The following is an 18,377-nucleotide window of genomic DNA, read 5'->3' as shown; positions in this document are numbered from 1 at the left end:
ACGATGGACCTGAAGATCGCCGCCCGGATGATCGCCGTCCTCGCCATCGGCGCAGCCATGATTGCTGCCGTCGCTGCGCTGCGCGAGGCAGGCTCGGAGGATGACGCCCCCGCCACCCGCCTCCGTGATCCGGGCGGCGAGCCCGCCAATGCCGAGCTGGTCCGCTGCCGCGACCTCGGCATGGCGGCCGCCGACGATGCCGCCTGCAAAAGAGCATGGGTCGAGAGCCGCCGCCGCTTTCTGGAATCGTCCGGGGAGCGCGTCCGGCCATGAACGATGTCGGCGTCATCGACCGCTTCCTCAGCGTCTTCACCAGCTACATCGACTCCGGATTTGGCCTGCTCGGCGGCGAGGTGGCGTTCCTGACCACCACGCTGATCGTCATCGACATCACCCTTGCCGGCCTGTTCTGGGCCTGGGGCGCCGACGAGGACGTGCTTCAGCGCCTCGTGAAGAAGACCCTCTATATCGGCTTCTTCGCCTTCATCATTGGCAACTTCAACTGGCTCGCCAACATCGTCTTCGAGAGCTTCTCCGGTCTCGGCCTTCAGGCCGGCGGCGGCTCGCTCTCCGGCGCCGAGCTTCTCCAGCCCGGCCGCGTGGCACAGGTCGGCATCGACGCCGGCAATCCGATACTCGAGGCCGCCGGCGATCTCATGGGCTACCTGTCCTTCTTCGAGAACCTCGTCCAGATCGTCGTGCTGATGACAGCCTGGGCGATCGTGCTGATCGCCTTCTTCGTGCTGGCGATCCAGATCTTCGTGACCTTGATCGAGTTCAAGCTCACCACCTTGGCGGGGTTCGTCCTGCTTCCCTTCGCGTTGTTCGGCAAGACCGCCTTCCTCGCGGAAAAGGTGCTGGGCAACATCGTCGCCTCCGGCGTGAAAATCCTCGTGCTCGCCGTGATCGTCGGCATAGGCTCCGGCCTGTTCGGCGAGTTTACCTCCGGTTTCCCGCCCGAGCCGACCATCACCGACGCCATGTCGCTGGCGCTCGGCGCTCTCGCCCTGATGGGCCTGTCGATCTTCGGTCCCGGCATCGCGACCGGCCTCGTCTCCGGTGCGCCGCAGCTCGGCGCAGGCGCGGCCGTCGGCACCGGCCTGGCGGTGGCCGGTATGGGGGCGGCGGGCTATATGGGCGCGCGTGCGGCGGCCGGCGGTGGTGCTGCGGCGATCGGGGCTGGTGGGCGCATGTCGGCCGCTGCCGCACGCGGCGGCGCGCATCTCGCCGGCAGCACGTCGGCCGCCTACGGGCTGGCCGCCTCCACCTCCGGCCAGTCCGGCATGGGCGCCGTCGCCGCCGGTATCGGGGGTGTCGCCAAGGCCGGCGCGTCCGCCGCTGCTCAACCCGCCCGTCAGGCCATGTCGCGCGCGGCCGATGCCATGCGGTCCAGCTTCCGCTCCGGGCAAGCCGGCGCATGGACCGCCACCGGCGGCCAGTCACAAGTCGCCGGCATGGCGTCGGGCGCAGGCAGCGCCGCCGAAGCCGCCGCGCCTTCCGGACAGCCTGCATGGGCCGCGCGCATGAAGCGCGGCCAGACCATCAGCCACGGAACCACCGCGGCCGCCCATGCGGTCCGCTCCGGCGATTCCGGCGGCGGTTCCATGAACGTCTCTCTCAATCAGGACGACCGCGGATGAACCTCTTCAAACGACCAACCGTGCGCTATGCGCGCACGCCCGAACCCGAAACCCCATACAGACGAGCCGCTCAGGTCTGGGACGAGCGCATCGGCTCGGCCCGCGCGCAGGCCCGAAACTGGCGGCTCATGGCCTTCGGATCGCTGCTGCTCGCCGGGGGCTTTGCCGCAGCGCTCGTCTGGCAGTCGACGCGCGGGACCGTCGTGCCCTGGGTGGTGCAGATCGACCGCTTCGGCGAGGCCCAGGCGGTCGCCTCGGCCGTGGCCGACTATCGGCCGACCGATCCGCAGATCGCATGGCATCTCGGCCGCTTCATCGAGCAGGTCCGCGCGATTCCGGTCGATCCGATCATCGTGCGGCAGAACTGGCTGCGCGCCTATGAATACACCACCGATCGCGGCGCAATCGCGCTCAACGACTATGCCAGGTCCAACGATCCGTTCGCGCGCGTCGGCCGGCAGCAGGTTGCGGTCGAGATTTCGTCCGTCATCCGCGCCTCGCCGGATTCCTTCCGCATCGCCTGGACGGAGCGCCGATACGAGAACGGCCAGCTCGCCGCCACCGAGCGCTGGACCGCGATCCTGACCGTGGTGATCCAGCCGCCGCGCACCGCCGAACGCCTGCGGGCCAATCCGCTCGGCGTCTATGTCAACGCAATCAATTGGTCGAGGGAGATGGGATCATGATGGGGGCCTTGAGGAGAAGGACTTCGCTGCCGCTGGTCGTGCTGGTGACGGCGACGGCGCTCGCCGGCTGCGCCAGGAAGTATATTCCGCCGGAGATCGACTACGACGATGCCGCGCCGGCCGTGCTCACGGCCGATCCGCCCGGTCCGGTCCGCATCGTCGAGACGCCTAAGCCGCTTCCGCTTCCCGGCCAGTTGAAGCCGGTCGACGGAGCCGCGGCGAAGCCCGAGCCGGCCGATCCGCGCCAGCGTATCACCCAGGCCAACGAAGCCGCACGCATGCAGCCCGTCCGGGACGGCTTCATCAATGCCGTGCAGGTCTATCCGTATTCGGCCGGGGCGCTCTATCAGGTCTATGCCGCGCCCGGCCAGGTCACGGACATCGCGCTCCAGCACGGCGAGCAGCTCGTCGGCTCCGGCCCCGTCGCCGCAGGCGATACGGTGCGCTGGATCATCGGCGACACCGAGAGCGGCAGCGGCGATCGCCGCCAAGTCCATATCCTCGTCAAGCCGACGCGGCCCGATCTTCAGACCAACCTCGTCATCAACACCGATCGCCGCACCTATCACCTTGAGCTGCGCTCGACACCCTCAACCTATATGGCGTCGGTGTCATGGCAATATCCGCAGGACCAGCTCATCGCGCTGCGCCGCCAGAACGCGAGGGCCGCCCAGGTCCAGCCCGTCGCGAGCGGCGTCGACATCTCCAGGCTCAACTTCCGCTATGCGATCGAGGGCGACAGCGCCCCGTGGAAGCCGCTTCGCGCCTTCGACGACGGCTCCAAGGTCTATATCGAGTTCCCGTCCGGCATCGCTCAGGGCGAGATGCCGCCGCTCTTCGTCATCGGCCCGTCCGGCAACTCCGAGCTGGTCAACTACCGAGCCAACCAGAACTACTACGTCGTCGACCGGCTGTTCGCGGCGGCCGAGCTGCGCATGGGCGACAAGGAAGCGCAGCGCCGTGTCCGCATCGTCCGCACGGACGGCAGGCCGGCGGCGCGCCGTCCGGCGATCTTCGCCAGGGGAGAAGGGCGATGACCGACGCCCATACCTCTCCCGGCGGCGACATCCGCGCCGAGCTGCGCCTGCGGCCCGAGCCGCCGCGCGTCACCCGGCTTTCGCGCAAGGTGCTGATCGGCCTCGGCGGCGTCGCTTCCGTCGCGGTCCTCGGCGCGCTGGTCTGGGCGCTCGACACGAGCCGGCGCGGCGGACAGCAGCCTTCCGAGCTTTACAGCACCGAGAACCGCTCGACGGCGGACGGCTTGCAGAGCCTTCCCCGCGACTACACCGGCCTGCCGCGTCCTGACGTGCCGGAGCTAGGGCCGGCGCTGCCTGGCGATCTCGGCCGACCGATCCGCCGCGCGCAGGAGCAAGGAAGGCCGGTCGCGCCGCCGGCGATCCAGACCCCGCAGGCCGATCCGGAGGAGCAGCGCCGCCTCGCCGAGATCGAGGCCGCCCGCACCGCGAGGCTGTTCACCGACAGCCGCGGCGAGCGCGTGACGGACGGCCTGTCCCTCGGCACGAGGCCCGCCGTCGATCCGATGACCGGCCTGACCCTTCCGGCCGAGCCGCCTTCGCTCGATCCCGGCTCCGCGCAGAACATGCAGGACCGCAAGCTCGCCTTCGTGAACGCGGAGACGGACCGCCGCACCGTCAGCACCGACCGCGTGCAGGACAAGGCGTCGCCCTGGGTCGTTCAGGCCGGCGCCGTCATTCCCGCCGCTCTCATCACCGGCATCCGCTCCGATCTGCCGGGCCAGGTCACGGCACAGGTGACGGAGCATGTCTACGACAGCCCGACCGGATCGTACCTCCTGATCCCGCAGGGTGCGCGGCTGATCGGCCAATACGACAGCCAGGTCGCCTTCGGCCAGCGCCGTGTCCTGCTGGTCTGGAACCGCATCGTCATGCCGGACGGAACCTCGATCGTGCTGGAGCGGCTGCAAGGCACGGACCCGCAGGGCTTCTCCGGCCTTGAGGATCAGGTCGACTATCATTGGGGCCAGCTCTTCCGCGCGGCCGCGCTCTCGACGCTGCTCGGCGTCGGCACGCAGCTCGCCATCGGCGACGAGAGCGAGATCGCCCGCGCCATCCGCGAGAGCGCGCAGGACACCGCTTCCGACATCGGCCAGCAGATCGTCCGCCGCCAGCTCAACATCCAGCCGACGCTCACCGTGAGGCCCGGCTTCCCGGTCCGTGTGATCGTCCAGCGCGATCTTGTGATGCAGCCCTACGGCGCGGCGAGGGAGCCGTCATGACCAAGCTCAAGCTCTCCGCCATCCCCGACGACCGGCCGGTCAAGATCACCGTCGAGCTGCCGGCCGCCGTCCACCGCGATCTCGTCGCCTATGCGGAGATCCTCGCCCGCACCGCCGGCGAGACTGCCGCGCTCGATCCGGCGAAGCTGGTGGCGCCGATGCTCCAGCGCTTCATGGCCACCGACAAAGGATTCAGCAAGGCGAAGCGCACCGATCTGTCGCAGCGTTCCGCCTAGTGGTCTGGCTTCGGACGATACGCCATCAGTCGTCATCATGGAGCGCTCAGTCCTCGTTCGCGTCCGAGGAAGGTTGCATCAACGCAACGAAGTCCGACAGGCTAACCTCCGTCACCGGGCCGGCAACCTCAAACGGGTGTTCGATCAGTCGCGGGGTCGGTATTTCATTGGCCATGACACGAACCTGAACAAGATAACTGCCCGGACCTGATGGCAACAACGCCAGATCCTCCTCAGCGCGAATCGTCTGGCCCGGCCGTATCGTTCCCAATGCGACGTGTGCCACCGGCTCGCTGCCTCGCTCGTCAATGCTCACCCGCTGATTGGCATGCTCAAAGTTGGAGGTGATGTGGGCCAAATAGGAGGAGTCTGGCTCGTCGGGCATGTGGTCGGCGCGAAGCAGCGACACGGATTCACCCTCCGGGCAACGGCATGTCACTTCCAGGTGCGTGTCTCCGAGCGAGTATTCAGACTGATTTTCCAACGATAATCGAGCTTGTATTACTCTTCTCCAGCTCGAATGGTAGTATGCTCCGTCTCGCCAGTAGTTTTCATTGACGCTCAGGCCAGGAACGCGAAACATGCTGCTTCGATCTGGTTCGAGATCAGGCAAATCCTTTGGGAAAATCAGGAACTCTCTCTCAAAGGCATCCGGCAGCGGCTGGTTCTCCGGAGTCTGAAACGACAGCAAAATCTGGGCTTCAGCCCTCGCCGTATTGGCTGCTCCCATCATCGCGATCTCTCGGGGTGCAGCGATCGCAGTAGCGCTCCCCCGGCGCACATAGACCTCCTCCTTGGACAACTTGCCGTAGTTCTTCTTGAGGTAGAAAGGCCGTTGCTGTCTCGGAATAGAAATCACGGCGATATGCTTGCCATCGAACAACCGTTCCTCGTAACGGAAGTCGAGCTTGGTCTCCAGCTTCCCGTTCACGAACTCTTGGAGACGGGCATCATCAATCGCGCCCTCTGGAGCCAGTCCGACCACTTCCGCGGGATGCGGTGGCTTCTCCTTGAACCCCATCAGGATGTAGGCGGTTCCGATCCGATGCGCATTGGCCAGCGCGAGGATGTCCTTCAGAAGCTCCGACTTTTCGTCATCGGTGGCCTTGGCGAACGGATAACGCTCGGCCTTGTAGTCCAGATCGGAACCTTCGCCCTTGTAGCGCAATTCCTCAAGCAACACGTCGGTGAGCATCTGTCGTGTCCCCTAGTTCCCAAGTGCTACCCGTCAGCGTCAGGTGCGTTGTCGCCGGCGTCGTTCCAGTTCTGCCTTGCGAGCTTGAAGAACGTCTCGCCCAAGTCAGGTTGTTAGCACGAGCAAAAGGAGCGTAGAAAGTTCGGTGGCTGCTTAGGGCTCTATCGGGAGCGCCTCCACAATAATTCCGGCCTGCGGCAGGAAAACGCCGTCCCTGCCTTCCGACCCTCTGGCATGGAGAGCGGCGATGCGCTCTATAGATCGAAATTCCGCACTGAAATCTGAACTGATTTCAGTGCAGTCATTCGAGGGCCTGGCCATGCAGCGTATCGAAGCCGAGATCGCCGTGAGTGTCTCCGACCTTAAGAAGAATCCGAGTGCCATTGTCGATGGTGCGCGCGGCAGCGCGGTCGCGATCTTCAATCGCAACCGCGTCATGGCGTATATGGTGCCAGCCGGCACCTATGAGGCGATGATGGATGCGCTCGACGACCAGGCGCTTATCGAGATCGCGAAGGCGCGGGCCGGCGAGACGGGCGTGCCGGTCAACCTCGATGACCTATAGACTGGAGTTCCTGCCGTCGGCGCGGAGGGCAGATCAGCCGGATATGAACACCGCAACGGCGCCGGCGGTTTCCCGCCCGTAATAGCCGAATCCCCCAGCCTTCTATCCCGGTGACTCTGGCGTTTCCCGCCCTGTTCCGTTAGTGTTTTGTTCGCCTTTACCCCATCTTAGGCGGCGGTAGTCATTCTGAGTCCAGCCCAATCGAAGAAAGGAGGCGAGTATGTCGACCAAGCACCTTCTCGCGCTCCTGAACTCCCATATCGAAGGGGACGAGGAACAATTTCTCTCGATCGCGCTTCAGGTTGCAGCCCAGGAGGCCCGGCAGGGGCACACGGAACAGGCCGATAAGCTGAAGCGCCTCGTTCAGAAGGCGCGGGACCGGCAACGGAATGGAACGCCGGCCGGCGGACAAACGCCAATCCCGCTGGCCCGGCCGCGCGGCGAACTTCAGGGCCTCGTCGAGAGCAGCTATCCCAAGATCACGCTGGCGAGCATGGTGCTGGCTGACGATGTTCGTGCGCGCCTGATGCGGGTCGTTCGCCAGCAGCAGGAGCGGGCAACGCTTCGCGAGCATGGGCAAACGCCGACGACGCATATGCTGCTTGTGGGGCCGCCAGGAACGGGAAAGACCATGACGGCTTCGGCACTTGCCGGGGAACTGCGACTTCCCCTGTTCACGGTGAGGCTGGAATCCCTGTTCAGCCGCTATTTCGGCGAGACTGCCGGCAAGCTGCGGCTGCTGTTCGACCAGATCGCGCAGACGCGCGGTGTCTATCTCCTCGACGAGTTCGACGCCATCGGTGCCCGTCGCGGCGAACCGAACGACGTTGGAGAAATCCGGCGCGTGCTTAACTCAGTGCTCGCCTTCATGGAGGAACCCAACTCGACAGACAGTCTCGTCCTAGCCGCGACCAACCATGTTGAAATCCTCGACGAAGCGCTGGCACGTCGCTTCGACGAAGTGATCGAATATGCGCGGCCCGATGCTGCCGCCGCGCGGGCAATCATCGAACGTCGGCTCGGCAAGTTCAAGATTGCAGCCAAGTCCTGGTCCGAGCTTGCGCCCGCGCTCGACGGGCTGAGCCAAGGCGAGTTGGTGCGCGCCGCCGACGCCGTGGTCAAGGACGCCATTCTCGAAGACGCTGCAAAGGTGTCGGTCGAGGCTTTGCGCGACGCCCTGCAAAACCGTCAGACCCTCAAGGAGAAGTTCCGTCGACAGTCCCGCCTTTAGTGAATCTCTTCGGACCGGACGAAATGGAACGACTCATTTATGGTAGGGTCTTATGGTGGAGTCTGAAGACTATGGGGGGCGGAATCGCCCGCACATTTCGATCAATGCTTTCGCGGAAACGGCGGCTTACACCTACCCGTCCCGCAAGCAGGAGCGGAAGCCGCTCCGGGCCAACTATGCAGCCCATGCAGCAGCGTTGCTCGATCAACTCGACGCAGCCTTGGGTGAGCTGCCGGTAACCGATGCCGATGCGCGGCTGCCCGTCCAGGGTCTGAAGCCAGGCACGATCGTCGAAGTGACGACCCTTCCGCCGGCCGAAGGTTCGCGCGTCAAGGCGGTCAAAGTGCCGGCGACGCTGGAGTTCCCGACTCAGGATGTCGTCGTGCTCCGCTCGGAGCGAAACGACGATCGCACAGAAAGCGCGCTGCTCTTCGTGCCCGACGATACGCGCGCCTTTCTGCGCGGGAGGATCGAAGACTATGGGCGTGATCCCGGCAACCAGCGGCGCCCGGACCTGGAGAAATTCGAGTCCGTCGAAACCGTGCGCGCCACCGAGAGCCTTTCACTCTTCACCGGCGACGTCGATCTTGCTGCGCCCGACATCGTATGGTGGGAGCTTTGGGTTCGCCAGCCTGCGGCGATCTCCGATCGCCTCGCCGAACTGGCGCGCGGCGCGAATTTCGATGTCCATTCCGACCGGCTCATCTTCCCCGATACGACGGTCCTGTTCGTCCATGCAGCAGCCGGCGCGCTGTCTGCCTTCGCAGCGAAGGTGCCGGGCGCGCTCACCGAAATCAGGAAGGCGACAGGTTCGATCGAGCCGTTCCTTGATCGCGGCGATAACGGAATGGGCCAGCACGACTGGGTGGCCGAGCTTGCCGATCGCGTGATCCCGCCCGCAGGCGACGCACCGGCCGTATGCGCGCTCGATACCGGCGTTAGCGCCGCCCATCCGCTGATCGAGCCCGGACTGGCCGGCGCATGGGCCTACGACGTGGCCTGGGGAACGGACGACCATCATCCTGACGGCGGGCACGGCACGCCGCTCGCTGGTCTCGTCCTCTATGGCGATCTGGAGCCGCTCATGAACGGCAGCCAGCCGGTCACGCTCACCCATGCCGCGGAGTCGATGAAGCTGCTCCCTCCGCACGGTTTTCCGCCTACGAAACCGCCGAGCTACGGTGTCGTGACGCAAGGCGCCGTCGCGCTTGTCGAGATCGAGCGCCCCGGCATTCCCCGCAGCTTTTGCCTCGCCGCCACCGCAACCGATTTTCCGCCGGGCCGCCCCTCCACATGGAGCGGCGCGCTCGATCAGGTCGCCGCCGGATCAATGCCTGGTGATGCTGCCGACGACGTGCCGGCATCGGAGCGCCCGAAGCGTCTTGTCCTTGCAGCAACCGGCAATGTGTCGGGAGGAATGATGGTCAACGTCGTGCCCTCCCTGCCGCTCGAAGATCCAGCGCAAAGCTGGAATGCCCTGACGATTGGCGGCTTCACGCGCAAGGAGCAGGCTCCCGCGCCGCCGCCGGTCCTTGATCCCGTCGTTCCGGCCAACCATCGCAGCCCCTTCAGCCGCGGCTCGCAGTCGCTTCCCGACGACCTCACGCCGATCAAGCCGGAGGTGCTGTTCGAGGCCGGCAACATGCTTTCCGACGCCACCGGCTTCTGCGCCTGGGGACCGTCCGTCTCGCTGCTTGCGCCCGGATCGGACGTAGCCGCGGAGCCGCTGGTGCCGTTCTGGGCGACCAGCGCGGCGGTGGGGGTAGCCGGATACTTCATGGGTAGCCTGCACGCGGCGCTGCCTGGCCACTGGCCGGAAACGTACCGCGCGCTGGCAGTCGACTCCGCGCAATGGCCGCAACCGATCCGAAGGCGGTTCATCGGTCGCGGGGCGCACTGGAAGAGTGGGGCAAAGGCCGAGAAGCAGCAGCTCTTGCGCGAGTTCGGCTACGGCGTTCCCGACCTCGGGCGTGCGATCCTCTCCGCACGCAATGACGTTACCCTCGTCGCTGAAGCAGAAATCCAGCCTTTTGCGATCGGCACCGATGGCCGCAGCGGCGTCTTCAATGAAATGCACTTCTACGATCTACCCTGGCCGAAAGCGGCCCTGGAGAAGATCGAGAACGAGATCGTCGTCATGAAGGTGACGCTCTCCTACTTCATCGAGCCCAACATCACCGGCAAGGCCGCGACGCGGCCGGACACCTACCGATCGTTCGGGCTCCGCTTCGACATGAAAAAGCGCACCGAGACGAATGCCCGCTTCAGAAGCCGCATCTCCGCCAGCCAGGAAAAGGATGGCTCGGAAACTGAAGCAGAAGCGAGCTACTGGCTGCTCGGACCCAAGGCCATCCAGGCCGGCTCGCTCCATTGCGATCTCTGGCGCGGCCGTGCGATCGAGCTTGCCGGCCATGACGCCATCGCGGTCTATCCGGTCGGCGGCTGGTGGAAGTCGCACACAGGCCAGAAGCGGATAACGGACAAGGCGCGCTATTCGCTGGTCATCTCGATCTCTGCCGCGGGGCAGGCCGTCGACCTCTATTCGGAGATTGCGGCTCTCGTGGAGGTGAAGGAAATCGAAATCTCCATTGGCTGAGCCTCAAATAGTATCGAGACGGCGACCGAATTTTCAGCTACGTGGACAAGAGTCAGGTTCCGGTGCCGGGACACTTTCAGCTTTGCCCCGATCATATAACCTCAGTCATGTCACAGAGTTTTTCAGACCGCTACGGCTACAAGCCATCCGAACCCGACATCACCATCCGGGAAGACGCGCCGGATGACCTGCGATATGCCGTCGCGCAGATCGCCGTCAACGCAGGCTTGGCACCGAGTCAGATCAGGGATGTAGTTTGCAGCGTCCTCTTTGTCGCCCCTGACCGCAACAACTGGTCCGAATACCCGAACATCTGGGATGAGGTTCGATGGCAACTTGAGGACTGCGAATGGTTCAAGGTCTATGACATCGCCGAGCGGCTGCACCGCACCCTCCACTACCAGCAGGCCGACCAGTTTCGCGACGAGCTGAACGGGCTTTTCCGCGAGAAGGGCATCGGCTGGGAACTGAAAGATCACGAAGGCATCGTCTATCGTGGGAGTGCTCCATTTGCGGCCGCAACCGCCGACGCGGTTGAGGCCCTAACGGCAACCGGACGCCTGAGTGCGGCCTCCGAAATTCGTGAGGCATTGCGGGATATTTCCCGGCGGCCGACGCCGGACAGAACCGGCGCTATCCAGCATTCCATCGCAGCACTGGAATGCGTTGCACGCGACGTTGCGAAGCAACCCGGACTGACCCTTGGACGACTTCTACCGCGCCTCGGCCTTCCTCGACCGCTCGACGAGGCCGTCGAAAAGCTTTGGGGCTTCGCCTCAGAAAGGGCCAGGCATATCCAGGAGGGACAGCAGCTCGGGGACGATGAGGCGGAACTGGTCGTCAGCGTCGCCTGCGCGGTGTCGATCTTCCTTATCCATAGGAAATGACAACATCAGGCCGAGAGTCGGAGAGCAACATGCACGCGAAACTCAACGAACTCGCCTCTGAACTCTTCCGCACCTTCGCCCGCTTCGAATACGCACTTAAAGCCGCAGGCTTTCATAGGGGCGAGGGAGCGGCAGAGCCGAACTGGCGTTCGTTCGCGGAGTCCATCCCCGATCTGTTTGACAACATCAGCGAAGCGACGCTGAACGAGGCCGTCAGCTACATCCTCCAGCACCCACCGAAAAAGCAAGTCATCTCGGGAGGTGTTCTTGACTGGGCAGATGGAGTTCCTCAAACGGACCTCCAGTCTGACCGCATTCTGATCTATGTGCGGCGCGTCAGGAACAACCTCTTTCATGGGGGGAAGTTCAACGGCCACTGGTTCGCGCCTGAACGCAGCGAGGCACTCTTGAAACATTCCCTCGTCATTCTTCGTGCCTGTCTAGGGGCATCGCCAGACGTTCGACAGGCTTACGACAACTGAATGCTCGGGGCGCTTGCCCGGCGTGATCGACTGTCGCTATCCCCTTCAGGTTTCACTTTTTGGCCGATCCGCACCCGCAGCAATGCGTTGATCGTTCGAGTTTATTTTGCGAATTGCGTGAGAAATGGCCGATCTTGAACGCTAAGTTTCATCGCGGATCGCGGTGGTGGAGGACAGTGGCGCAACGCGCCACTCTGCTCCCCGGTCGGTGGCTCTCAGGCAGCCGCCTTCAACTCCTCGTCCGGCAAGACCGGCAAGGTGGCTACCTTCGCTTGGTGGAGCCAGCCCAGGTCCGGTCCCTCGTCCTTACCCTTCGCGCTGTCGATGATTACCTTCGAGATCCGCTCCTGCTGCTTGCGCAGATGGTCGCGCAGCAGGCTGTCGCGCGTGATGTAACCCGCGTTCACACCGGGCAGCGAATGGTTCATCAGAAGATGGATGTCCAGTTCCGACACCCCGGCCGCCTGCGCCAGCGTGCGGTAGCTCTGGCGAAGGTCGTTGCCCCACTTCGACAGCACGTCCCGCTCTTCCTTGTGCTCAATCAAATGCCCGCTGTCGCTGTCGGCCGGGAACAGCCAGAACTCGGCCTGGTCGGGATAAAGGATGCGGCCGGTGCGCATCGCCCGCAGGATGCAGCGGATCATCGGCCGCGATAGCGGAATGTCGAACGCCTTCTTCACCCCGCCCTTCGGCTTCGGGATGTGCAGCAGCCGGCTGCGGAAGTCGATGTGCTCGATCCGCACGTTCTTCAGCGCAGTCGGCCGCGAGCCGGTCAGAAGCGTCATCAGGTGGAACTCGCGGCGGATCGGATTCGTCAGCGCCGTCAGCTCCGCGAACCAGGACGCCATGTCGCCGGTGCCCATGCCGGTGTCGCGCCGCTGCTCGGTATTCCAGTCGATCGCCGTCACCGGATTGACCGGCGGCAGGTCGGGATTGGTCTTCCGTGCGTGGTTGTAGACCGCCCGTAGGCTTCGCATCGCGCCATTGGCGATGTAGGGACCGTTCTCCTCGCTGATCTTGTCGTGCCGCTCGGCAACCAGCTTCGGCTGCCGGCCGAGCTTAGCGAGCGGCTTGTCCAGCCAATCCTCGAACAGCCGCTCCATGTGGTCGCGATAGTTCTCGATCGTGCGCGCATCCCGTCCCTTGCGGACCATGTGGCCGTCCCGATACCGCTCCCACGCCTTGCGCAGCGTGACGGCGCCGGGCTTGATCTTCTGCTCTTCACCTGGCCGCTCGCCCCGCGCGATGGAGCCGATCTCGACCTTCGCTTTGCTGCGAGCCTCGCGCGTCGTCACGTCCCCGCACTCGCCGAGCTTCACCTGCGCGGCGAACTCCCGGACGCCATCGCGCCAGAACTCCCCCTGCGCCATAAAGGTCTTCTTCTTCTTTCCGACGAGCACGAAGAAGCCGGGAAGCTCGGTGTCGCGGACCTTGTATTGCTTGTCGGTAGCATAGGGCAGGCGCGCGATCGCCTTGTCGGTGAGAAGCTGCCGGTTATCGGCCATTTCGGGCATCCCAATTTTTAGTCTGGGTTTAGTCTGGGGAAGTGTCCGGCGAGAGTCATCGCGGTCAAACTACGCTAAAGCACGACCATCTACTAAAAATAGTAGCAAAATCAGTATCTTGTGTCAAGACGAAAAGTATGGTGACGTAGGCGCTCGGGCATTCCAATATGGCTGATTACATACTACGAATCTGGGGGTCAGAGGTTCGAATCCTTTCGGGCGCGCCATTTTATTTCAATAACTTAGGCGAATTTCATCGTTTCTAAATTTGCCGTCGAAATGGTTTCGCAATCCGCATAGCACGATGACGGCCCTGCCGGCCAAAGCACGCGGGCGCGCCCGCCAAACGCACCGATACGGGTCATTCCGAGCCGGCAAACAGCCTTTCAAGACGATTTTGTGGTTACGGATGCGTCCTGTTTTCCTCGATGGCGTGGCAGGCCACGCGCCTGTCTCCGTCGCGTTGGAGGAGGGAGGGCTTTTCGGCCTTGCAGCGGGCATTCGCCAGCGGACAGCGCGGATGAAAGGTGCAGCCAGATGGCGGGTCGATCGGGCTTGGAACCTCTCCGGCAGCCGCCTCGCGCGCCCTCTTCGGCATATCGACGTTCGGGATCGTTTCGAGCAGCAGGCACGTATAGGGATGGAGCGGGTTGTCGAACAGCGCCTCGGTCGGCGCATCCTCGACGATCCGGCCGAGATACATGACCGCGATGCGGTCAGACATGTGACGCACAACGCTCAGATCGTGACTGATGAAGAGATAGGTCAGGCCGAGCCTGTCCTGAAGATCGCGCATCAGGTTGAGGATCTGCGCCTGCACCGAAACGTCGAGAGCGGAAGTCGGCTCGTCGCAGACGAGAAAGGTCGGCTCGCCGGCGAGCGCGCGGGCGATCGAGATGCGCTGGCGCTGGCCGCCGGAGAATTCGTGCGGAAATTTCGCGCCGTCCTTCGGCGACAGGCCAACGACACGCAGGAGGTCATCGACGCGCTCGTCGATCGCCGCCTCGCCCTCGCGCAGTTTCAATTCGCGGATCGGCTCGGCGACGATGTCGCGTACGCGCCAGCGCGGATTGAGACTCGAATAGGGATCCTGGAAGATCATCTGCACCGACAGGGCGTTGCCGTCGCGGTGATCTCCGAACGCGACCGCGCCGGTGGTCGGCGCATAAAGCCCGACGACGAGACGCGCGACGGTCGACTTGCCGCATCCGGATTCACCGACGAGACTGACGCAGCCGCCCTTCGGCACCTCGAACGAGATGTCGTCGACGGCGCAGAGATAGCGCTTCGGCTTGCGCTCGACGAGCCGGTTCAGGAACGGCGCGGATATGTCGAATTTCTTGGTCAGGCCCTTCACCGACAGGGCGACATCGAGCATTGCCATCAGTTCACTCCTCCCGAATAAAGCCAGCAGGCAGCTTTCGTGCCGGCGATCTCGACCAGCGGCGGCATGTCGAGGCGGCAGCGCGGCCCGGCCTTGGCGCAGCGCGGATTGAAGGGGCAGCCGGCTGGAACGGCATCTGGTCGCGGCATCGCGCCGTCGATCTGGGTCAGCCGCGGCACGCGGCCCTGAAGAGGCGGGATCGAGCCCATCAGCCCGGCCGTATAGGGATGTTTAGGCGCACGCGTGATCTCCTCGACCGCGCCGATTTCGATCACCCGGCCAGCATAGAGAACGGCGACGCGGTCGGCGGTCTCAGCGATGACGCCCATGTCGTGGGTGACGAGCATGACCGCGGCGCCGCGGTCGTCGCAAAGCCGGCGCAAGAGCGCCATGATCTGCGCCTGGACAGAGACGTCGAGCGCGGTGGTGGGCTCGTCGGCGATGATCAATTCGGGCTCGGCCGCCAAAGCGAGCGCGATGACGACCCGCTGGCGCATTCCGCCGGAGAACTGGTGCGGATAATCGTTGACGCGATCCTCCGGCGCGGGGATGCCTACCTCCTTCAGAAGCTCCACCGCGCGGCGCCTCGCCTGCGCGCGGGTGAGCCGCAGATGCAGCCGGATCGTTTCGACGAGTTGGGCGCCGACGGTGAAGAGCGGATGGAGGCTCGTCAGCGGGTCCTGGAAGATCGCACCGATGCGGCGACCACGGATTTTCTCCATCTGGCGGTCGGGCAGGTTGTCGATGCGCTGGCCCGCAAGGAATATCTGGCCGGCCGAGATATGACCGGGCGGCTCCAGAAGGCCGAGTGTGGCCAGTCCCGTCATCGACTTGCCGGCGCCCGATTCCCCGACGACGCCAAGGATCTCGCCCTTGGCAATGGAAAACGAGACGTCCGAAACGGCGTTGACGGTGTCGAAGCGCGTCGGGAACGAGACCCGAAGTCCGCGCACTTCCAGCACCGGCTCTGCGACCGTCATGCCCGACCAGACGGCCGATTGTCTGTCAACCTGCATCAGCATCGTCGCTTTCCTTGTGTTGAAGGGGAAAGGAAGGAGGAAAAATCTCATCCACCGGCGGGTGACCAAGGGTGCGGTCGGGATATTTGGCGACCAGCCCGTCGAACTGCGCCTGCGCACGGTCCTGCGCTTCATAGAGGTCGATGCCGGCGAGGTGGCCGTCGCGCATCGACAGGCGACCGTCGACGAAGGTCGCCTTTACGATCGCGCCCGTACCGGCGACGATCAGCGTGCGGATCGGGTCGATCGCCGGTCCGGTGCGCGGGTTGGCGAGGTCGAAGACCGCGAAGTCGGCGCGGCAACTGGGTGCGATGCGTCCGATGTCATCCCGGCCGAGCGCCTTCGCGCCGCCGAGCGTCGCCGCCTCGTAGACATCCGCGGCGCTTAACGCATCCGCCCTGCCCTCGACCATGCGCGCCGTCATCAACGCCATGGACATGTTCATCATCATGTCGGGCGGCGCGGTATCGGTGCCCATGGCGATATTCAGCCCCATAGCCCGACATCTGCCGAAGGAGCGCAACGCGCTGCCATGACGCGCGGAGACGAGCGGGCAATGGACGATCGAGACGCCGTGGTCGCGGTAGAGTTCGAGGTCGTCGTCGCTCGCATGGGTCGCGTGCGGCGCGATGAGGCGCGGCGACAGCACTTCGAGATCGGCGAGCCAGCGTGGCGCGGTCTTCCCGTGCAGCCGCTTCATGGTCTCGACTTCCATCGCGCCTTGCGCGGCATGGAGGCGGATCGGCAGGCCCCGTTCCTCGGCGGCGCGCGCGGTGTCGCGCAAGAGACGTTCCGTGCAGGTCTCGACCCGGTCGGGTGCGAGGAGACCGCGCACCAGTCCGCCATGGCGGCCATCCTGACGGGCGGCGAAGTCGAGCGCGGCGGCCAGCCTTTCAAGGCCGCGTTCTTCGTCGAAGATCGCGTCGAGATTACCACCCTCGTTCACGACCATGCCGCCGGCGCGATAGCCGGGACCGAGATAGACGCGCAGGCCGAGTTCGCCCGCCGCATCAGCGGCCGCGTCGAATTCGGCGACCGTCTCGCCCCATTCGCGGTAGAAGAGCGAGGCGATCGGTGCGGCGGTGGTGATGCCGTTCAGAAGAAGCTGGGCGAAGGCGTAGCGCTTCTGGAATGCCAGTTCTTCCCCATCATACATTTCGTACGGCCCGCGCGCGACGTAGCTTTCCGGCCAGACACGGCCCTTCTTCCAGCCCGGCTGGGCGTCGAGGCCGAGAACGGTGGTGTCGAGGTCGGAGAGCGCGTCGAGATCGATGAAGCCCGGCCCGACCAACACATTGCCGAGATCGATGCGGCGGGCGACCTCGCCGGGAAAGTCGTGGCCGACGAAGACCACTTCGCCGCCGTCGAACACCAGTTCGGCATTCTCGTAAAGGCGGTGGCGGCCGGCGACATTGCCGACGATCCAGCGCGCGCGAAGAAGCGTCGGGCCTTGCGGCCGCGCTCCCAGCGTCAGGCTTTCGAGGCCGTTCGTCATGCGACGCCCTCGAGCCGTCCGTCGCGGGCGACGACGCGGCCGCGCTTGACGACCAGCGCGCGGGGCGCATGGGTGACGATCGCCTCGGCGACCGTCTCGCCGTCGAGGAGGACGACGTCGCCGCCGCAGCCTTCGGAAAGTCCGTAGTCGGAAAGTTCCATCACCGCCGCGCCGCCGGCCGTGACGGTGTCGAGCGCGATGTCCATCTCGTCGTCGCGGCGGAAATTGTTGCGCAGGCCGACGAACATGGCGCGTTCAAGCATGTCGCCATTGCCGTACGGCCCCCAGGTGTCACGAATACCGTCATTGCCCGAACCGACGACGACGCCGGCGGCGCGAAGCCGCGCGACGGGCGGAGCGGGCCGCGAGGCGGGGCCGGTGGTGACGATGCGGATCGACAGCGTGGCGAGATCGTCGATCAGCCGCCCGACATAGGCGTCATCGCTCATGCCGAGGCAGAAGGCGTGGCTGATGGTGACATGTCCCTGCATGGCGAGGGCGCGGGTGCGCTCGAAGATCATCTCCATCGAGAAGGCGCCGAGTTCGGCCGGCTCGTGCAGGTGAATGTCGACTGGCACGCCATATTGGTCGGCGAGATCGAAAACGGCGTCGAGATGGCCCTTCGGATCCCGGTCGATGCCGCAGGGGTCGAGCCCGCCGACGACCTCGACGCCGCGCTCCAGCGCCTGGCGCATCAGGTCGAGCGTCCCCTCGCGGATCATCAGCCCGCTCTGCGGAAAGGCGACGAGTTCGATGTCGACGATGTCGGCCAGTTCCTCGCGGGTGTGCATCACGCCCTCGATGCCGGCGAGCCCGTGAACGGTGTCGACATCGACATGGGAGCGGATATGCGTCGAGCCGAAGGTGACGGATTGCAATGCCTGCCGGCGTGACTGGAGCGCAGGGTCTATGCCGAGATCGGTCTTGGCCTGACGCTCGTTCTCGATCTTGTCGAGAAGCTTCGGCCCGACCTCGTTGCGATACCACTTCATGCCCAGAAGCGACTTGTCGAGATGGGTATGCGCCTCGACCAGGCCGGGGATGGCGATGCGCCCGCCGCCCTCCTCCACCCGCACGCCCTCGGCTGCGATGCCGGGGGCGATGCTGGCGATCCGACCGTGCTGGATCAGGATGTCGGCTTCTGCCACACCCATCGGGCGCACGTTCTTGATCAGGAGCCTTGCGGACATTGTCGTCAC

Annotated in this window: 17 protein-coding genes; 11 read left to right on the top strand and 6 right to left on the bottom strand. The window is 64.8% G+C overall.

Translation table 11 applies throughout. The annotated features are described in order from the left end of the window. Positions 1-3: 3 nt before the first annotated feature. From trbK-alt to PZ895_RS04135, 6 genes are read left to right on the top strand one after another with little or no spacing between them, the layout of a single operon-like run. Positions 4-273, top strand: a complete 270-nt coding sequence (trbK-alt, locus tag PZ895_RS04160) for a putative entry exclusion protein TrbK-alt (RefSeq protein ID WP_126006830.1) — start codon at positions 4-6, stop codon at positions 271-273. Continuing rightward, entirely contained in the window at positions 270-1,640 is a 1,371-nt protein-coding gene (trbL, locus tag PZ895_RS04155; protein WP_126006832.1) for a P-type conjugative transfer protein TrbL, read from the top strand. Before trbK-alt ends, trbL begins: the two co-directional genes overlap by 4 nt. Then, the gene (trbF, locus tag PZ895_RS04150) at positions 1,637-2,326 is read left to right on the top strand and encodes a conjugal transfer protein TrbF (protein WP_126006834.1); all 690 of its coding nucleotides are present in this window, start codon (positions 1,637-1,639) and stop codon (positions 2,324-2,326) included. Before trbL ends, trbF begins: the two co-directional genes overlap by 4 nt. Further along, positions 2,323-3,363 (top strand): P-type conjugative transfer protein TrbG, encoded by a 1,041-nt coding sequence (gene trbG / locus PZ895_RS04145; RefSeq protein WP_126006836.1) that lies wholly within the window; start codon positions 2,323-2,325, stop codon positions 3,361-3,363. The genes trbF and trbG overlap by 4 nt, the downstream gene beginning before the upstream one ends. Further along, entirely contained in the window at positions 3,360-4,583 is a 1,224-nt protein-coding gene (locus tag PZ895_RS04140) for a TrbI/VirB10 family protein (RefSeq protein WP_126006838.1), read from the top strand. Before trbG ends, PZ895_RS04140 begins: the two co-directional genes overlap by 4 nt. Further along, positions 4,580-4,819 (top strand): DUF2274 domain-containing protein, encoded by a 240-nt coding sequence (locus PZ895_RS04135; RefSeq protein ID WP_126006840.1) that lies wholly within the window; start codon positions 4,580-4,582, stop codon positions 4,817-4,819. The genes PZ895_RS04140 and PZ895_RS04135 overlap by 4 nt, the downstream gene beginning before the upstream one ends. A gap of 46 nt (positions 4,820-4,865) precedes the next feature. Here the strand turns inward: PZ895_RS04135 and PZ895_RS04130 are convergent, their stop codons facing one another. Continuing rightward, positions 4,866-6,014: an ATP-binding protein gene (locus PZ895_RS04130; protein ID WP_126006842.1), complete on the bottom strand. Its 1,149-nt coding sequence runs from the start codon at positions 6,012-6,014 to the stop codon at positions 4,866-4,868. A 319-nt stretch (positions 6,015-6,333) separates the two neighbouring features. Between PZ895_RS04130 and PZ895_RS04125 the strand changes: the two genes are divergently transcribed. The 5 genes from PZ895_RS04125 to PZ895_RS04105 all read left to right on the top strand — a co-directional run bounded on the left by PZ895_RS04125 (position 6,334) and on the right by PZ895_RS04105 (position 11,775). After that, positions 6,334-6,579 carry a type II toxin-antitoxin system Phd/YefM family antitoxin gene (locus PZ895_RS04125; RefSeq protein ID WP_126006844.1) on the top strand — a complete coding sequence of 82 codons (246 nt, stop codon included), beginning with the start codon at positions 6,334-6,336 and terminating at the stop codon, positions 6,577-6,579. Between the two features lie 220 nt (positions 6,580-6,799). Beyond that, entirely contained in the window at positions 6,800-7,810 is a 1,011-nt protein-coding gene (locus PZ895_RS04120) for an ATP-binding protein (protein ID WP_126006846.1), read from the top strand. 52 nt (positions 7,811-7,862) lie between these two features. Then, positions 7,863-10,406, top strand: a complete 2,544-nt coding sequence (locus tag PZ895_RS04115; RefSeq protein ID WP_126006848.1) for a S8 family peptidase — start codon at positions 7,863-7,865, stop codon at positions 10,404-10,406. 41 nt (positions 10,407-10,447) lie between these two features. Continuing rightward, on the top strand, positions 10,448-11,293 hold the full coding sequence (locus tag PZ895_RS04110; protein ID WP_201744837.1) for a hypothetical protein: 846 nt from the start codon (positions 10,448-10,450) through the stop codon (positions 11,291-11,293). 29 nt (positions 11,294-11,322) lie between these two features. Then, positions 11,323-11,775: a hypothetical protein gene (locus tag PZ895_RS04105; RefSeq protein ID WP_126006850.1), complete on the top strand. Its 453-nt coding sequence runs from the start codon at positions 11,323-11,325 to the stop codon at positions 11,773-11,775. 215 nt (positions 11,776-11,990) lie between these two features. Here PZ895_RS04105 and PZ895_RS04100 read toward each other — a convergent pair whose 3' ends face one another. The 5 genes from PZ895_RS04100 to PZ895_RS04080 form a co-directional block, all read right to left on the bottom strand. Beyond that, positions 11,991-13,280 (bottom strand): integrase arm-type DNA-binding domain-containing protein, encoded by a 1,290-nt coding sequence (locus PZ895_RS04100; RefSeq protein ID WP_126006852.1) that lies wholly within the window; start codon positions 13,278-13,280, stop codon positions 11,991-11,993. A 403-nt stretch (positions 13,281-13,683) separates the two neighbouring features. Beyond that, entirely contained in the window at positions 13,684-14,664 is a 981-nt protein-coding gene (locus PZ895_RS04095) for an ABC transporter ATP-binding protein (RefSeq protein ID WP_275837779.1), read from the bottom strand. Continuing rightward, a complete protein-coding gene (locus PZ895_RS04090) occupies positions 14,664-15,686 on the bottom strand; it encodes an ABC transporter ATP-binding protein (RefSeq protein WP_275837778.1) in 1,023 nt (340 codons plus the stop codon). The genes PZ895_RS04095 and PZ895_RS04090 overlap by 1 nt, the downstream gene beginning before the upstream one ends. Then, entirely contained in the window at positions 15,670-17,178 is a 1,509-nt protein-coding gene (locus PZ895_RS04085) for an amidohydrolase family protein (RefSeq protein WP_275837777.1), read from the bottom strand. The genes PZ895_RS04090 and PZ895_RS04085 overlap by 17 nt, the downstream gene beginning before the upstream one ends. Continuing rightward, the gene (locus tag PZ895_RS04080; protein ID WP_275837776.1) at positions 17,175-18,368 is read right to left on the bottom strand and encodes an amidohydrolase family protein; all 1,194 of its coding nucleotides are present in this window, start codon (positions 18,366-18,368) and stop codon (positions 17,175-17,177) included. The genes PZ895_RS04085 and PZ895_RS04080 overlap by 4 nt, the downstream gene beginning before the upstream one ends. Positions 18,369-18,377 lie beyond the last annotated feature (9 nt).

The sequence above is a fragment of the Mesorhizobium sp. YIM 152430 genome, from assembly GCF_029210365.1.
GTDB lineage: Bacteria > Pseudomonadota > Alphaproteobacteria > Rhizobiales > Rhizobiaceae > Aliihoeflea.
This window is presented reverse-complemented; position numbering and strand designations above follow the sequence as displayed.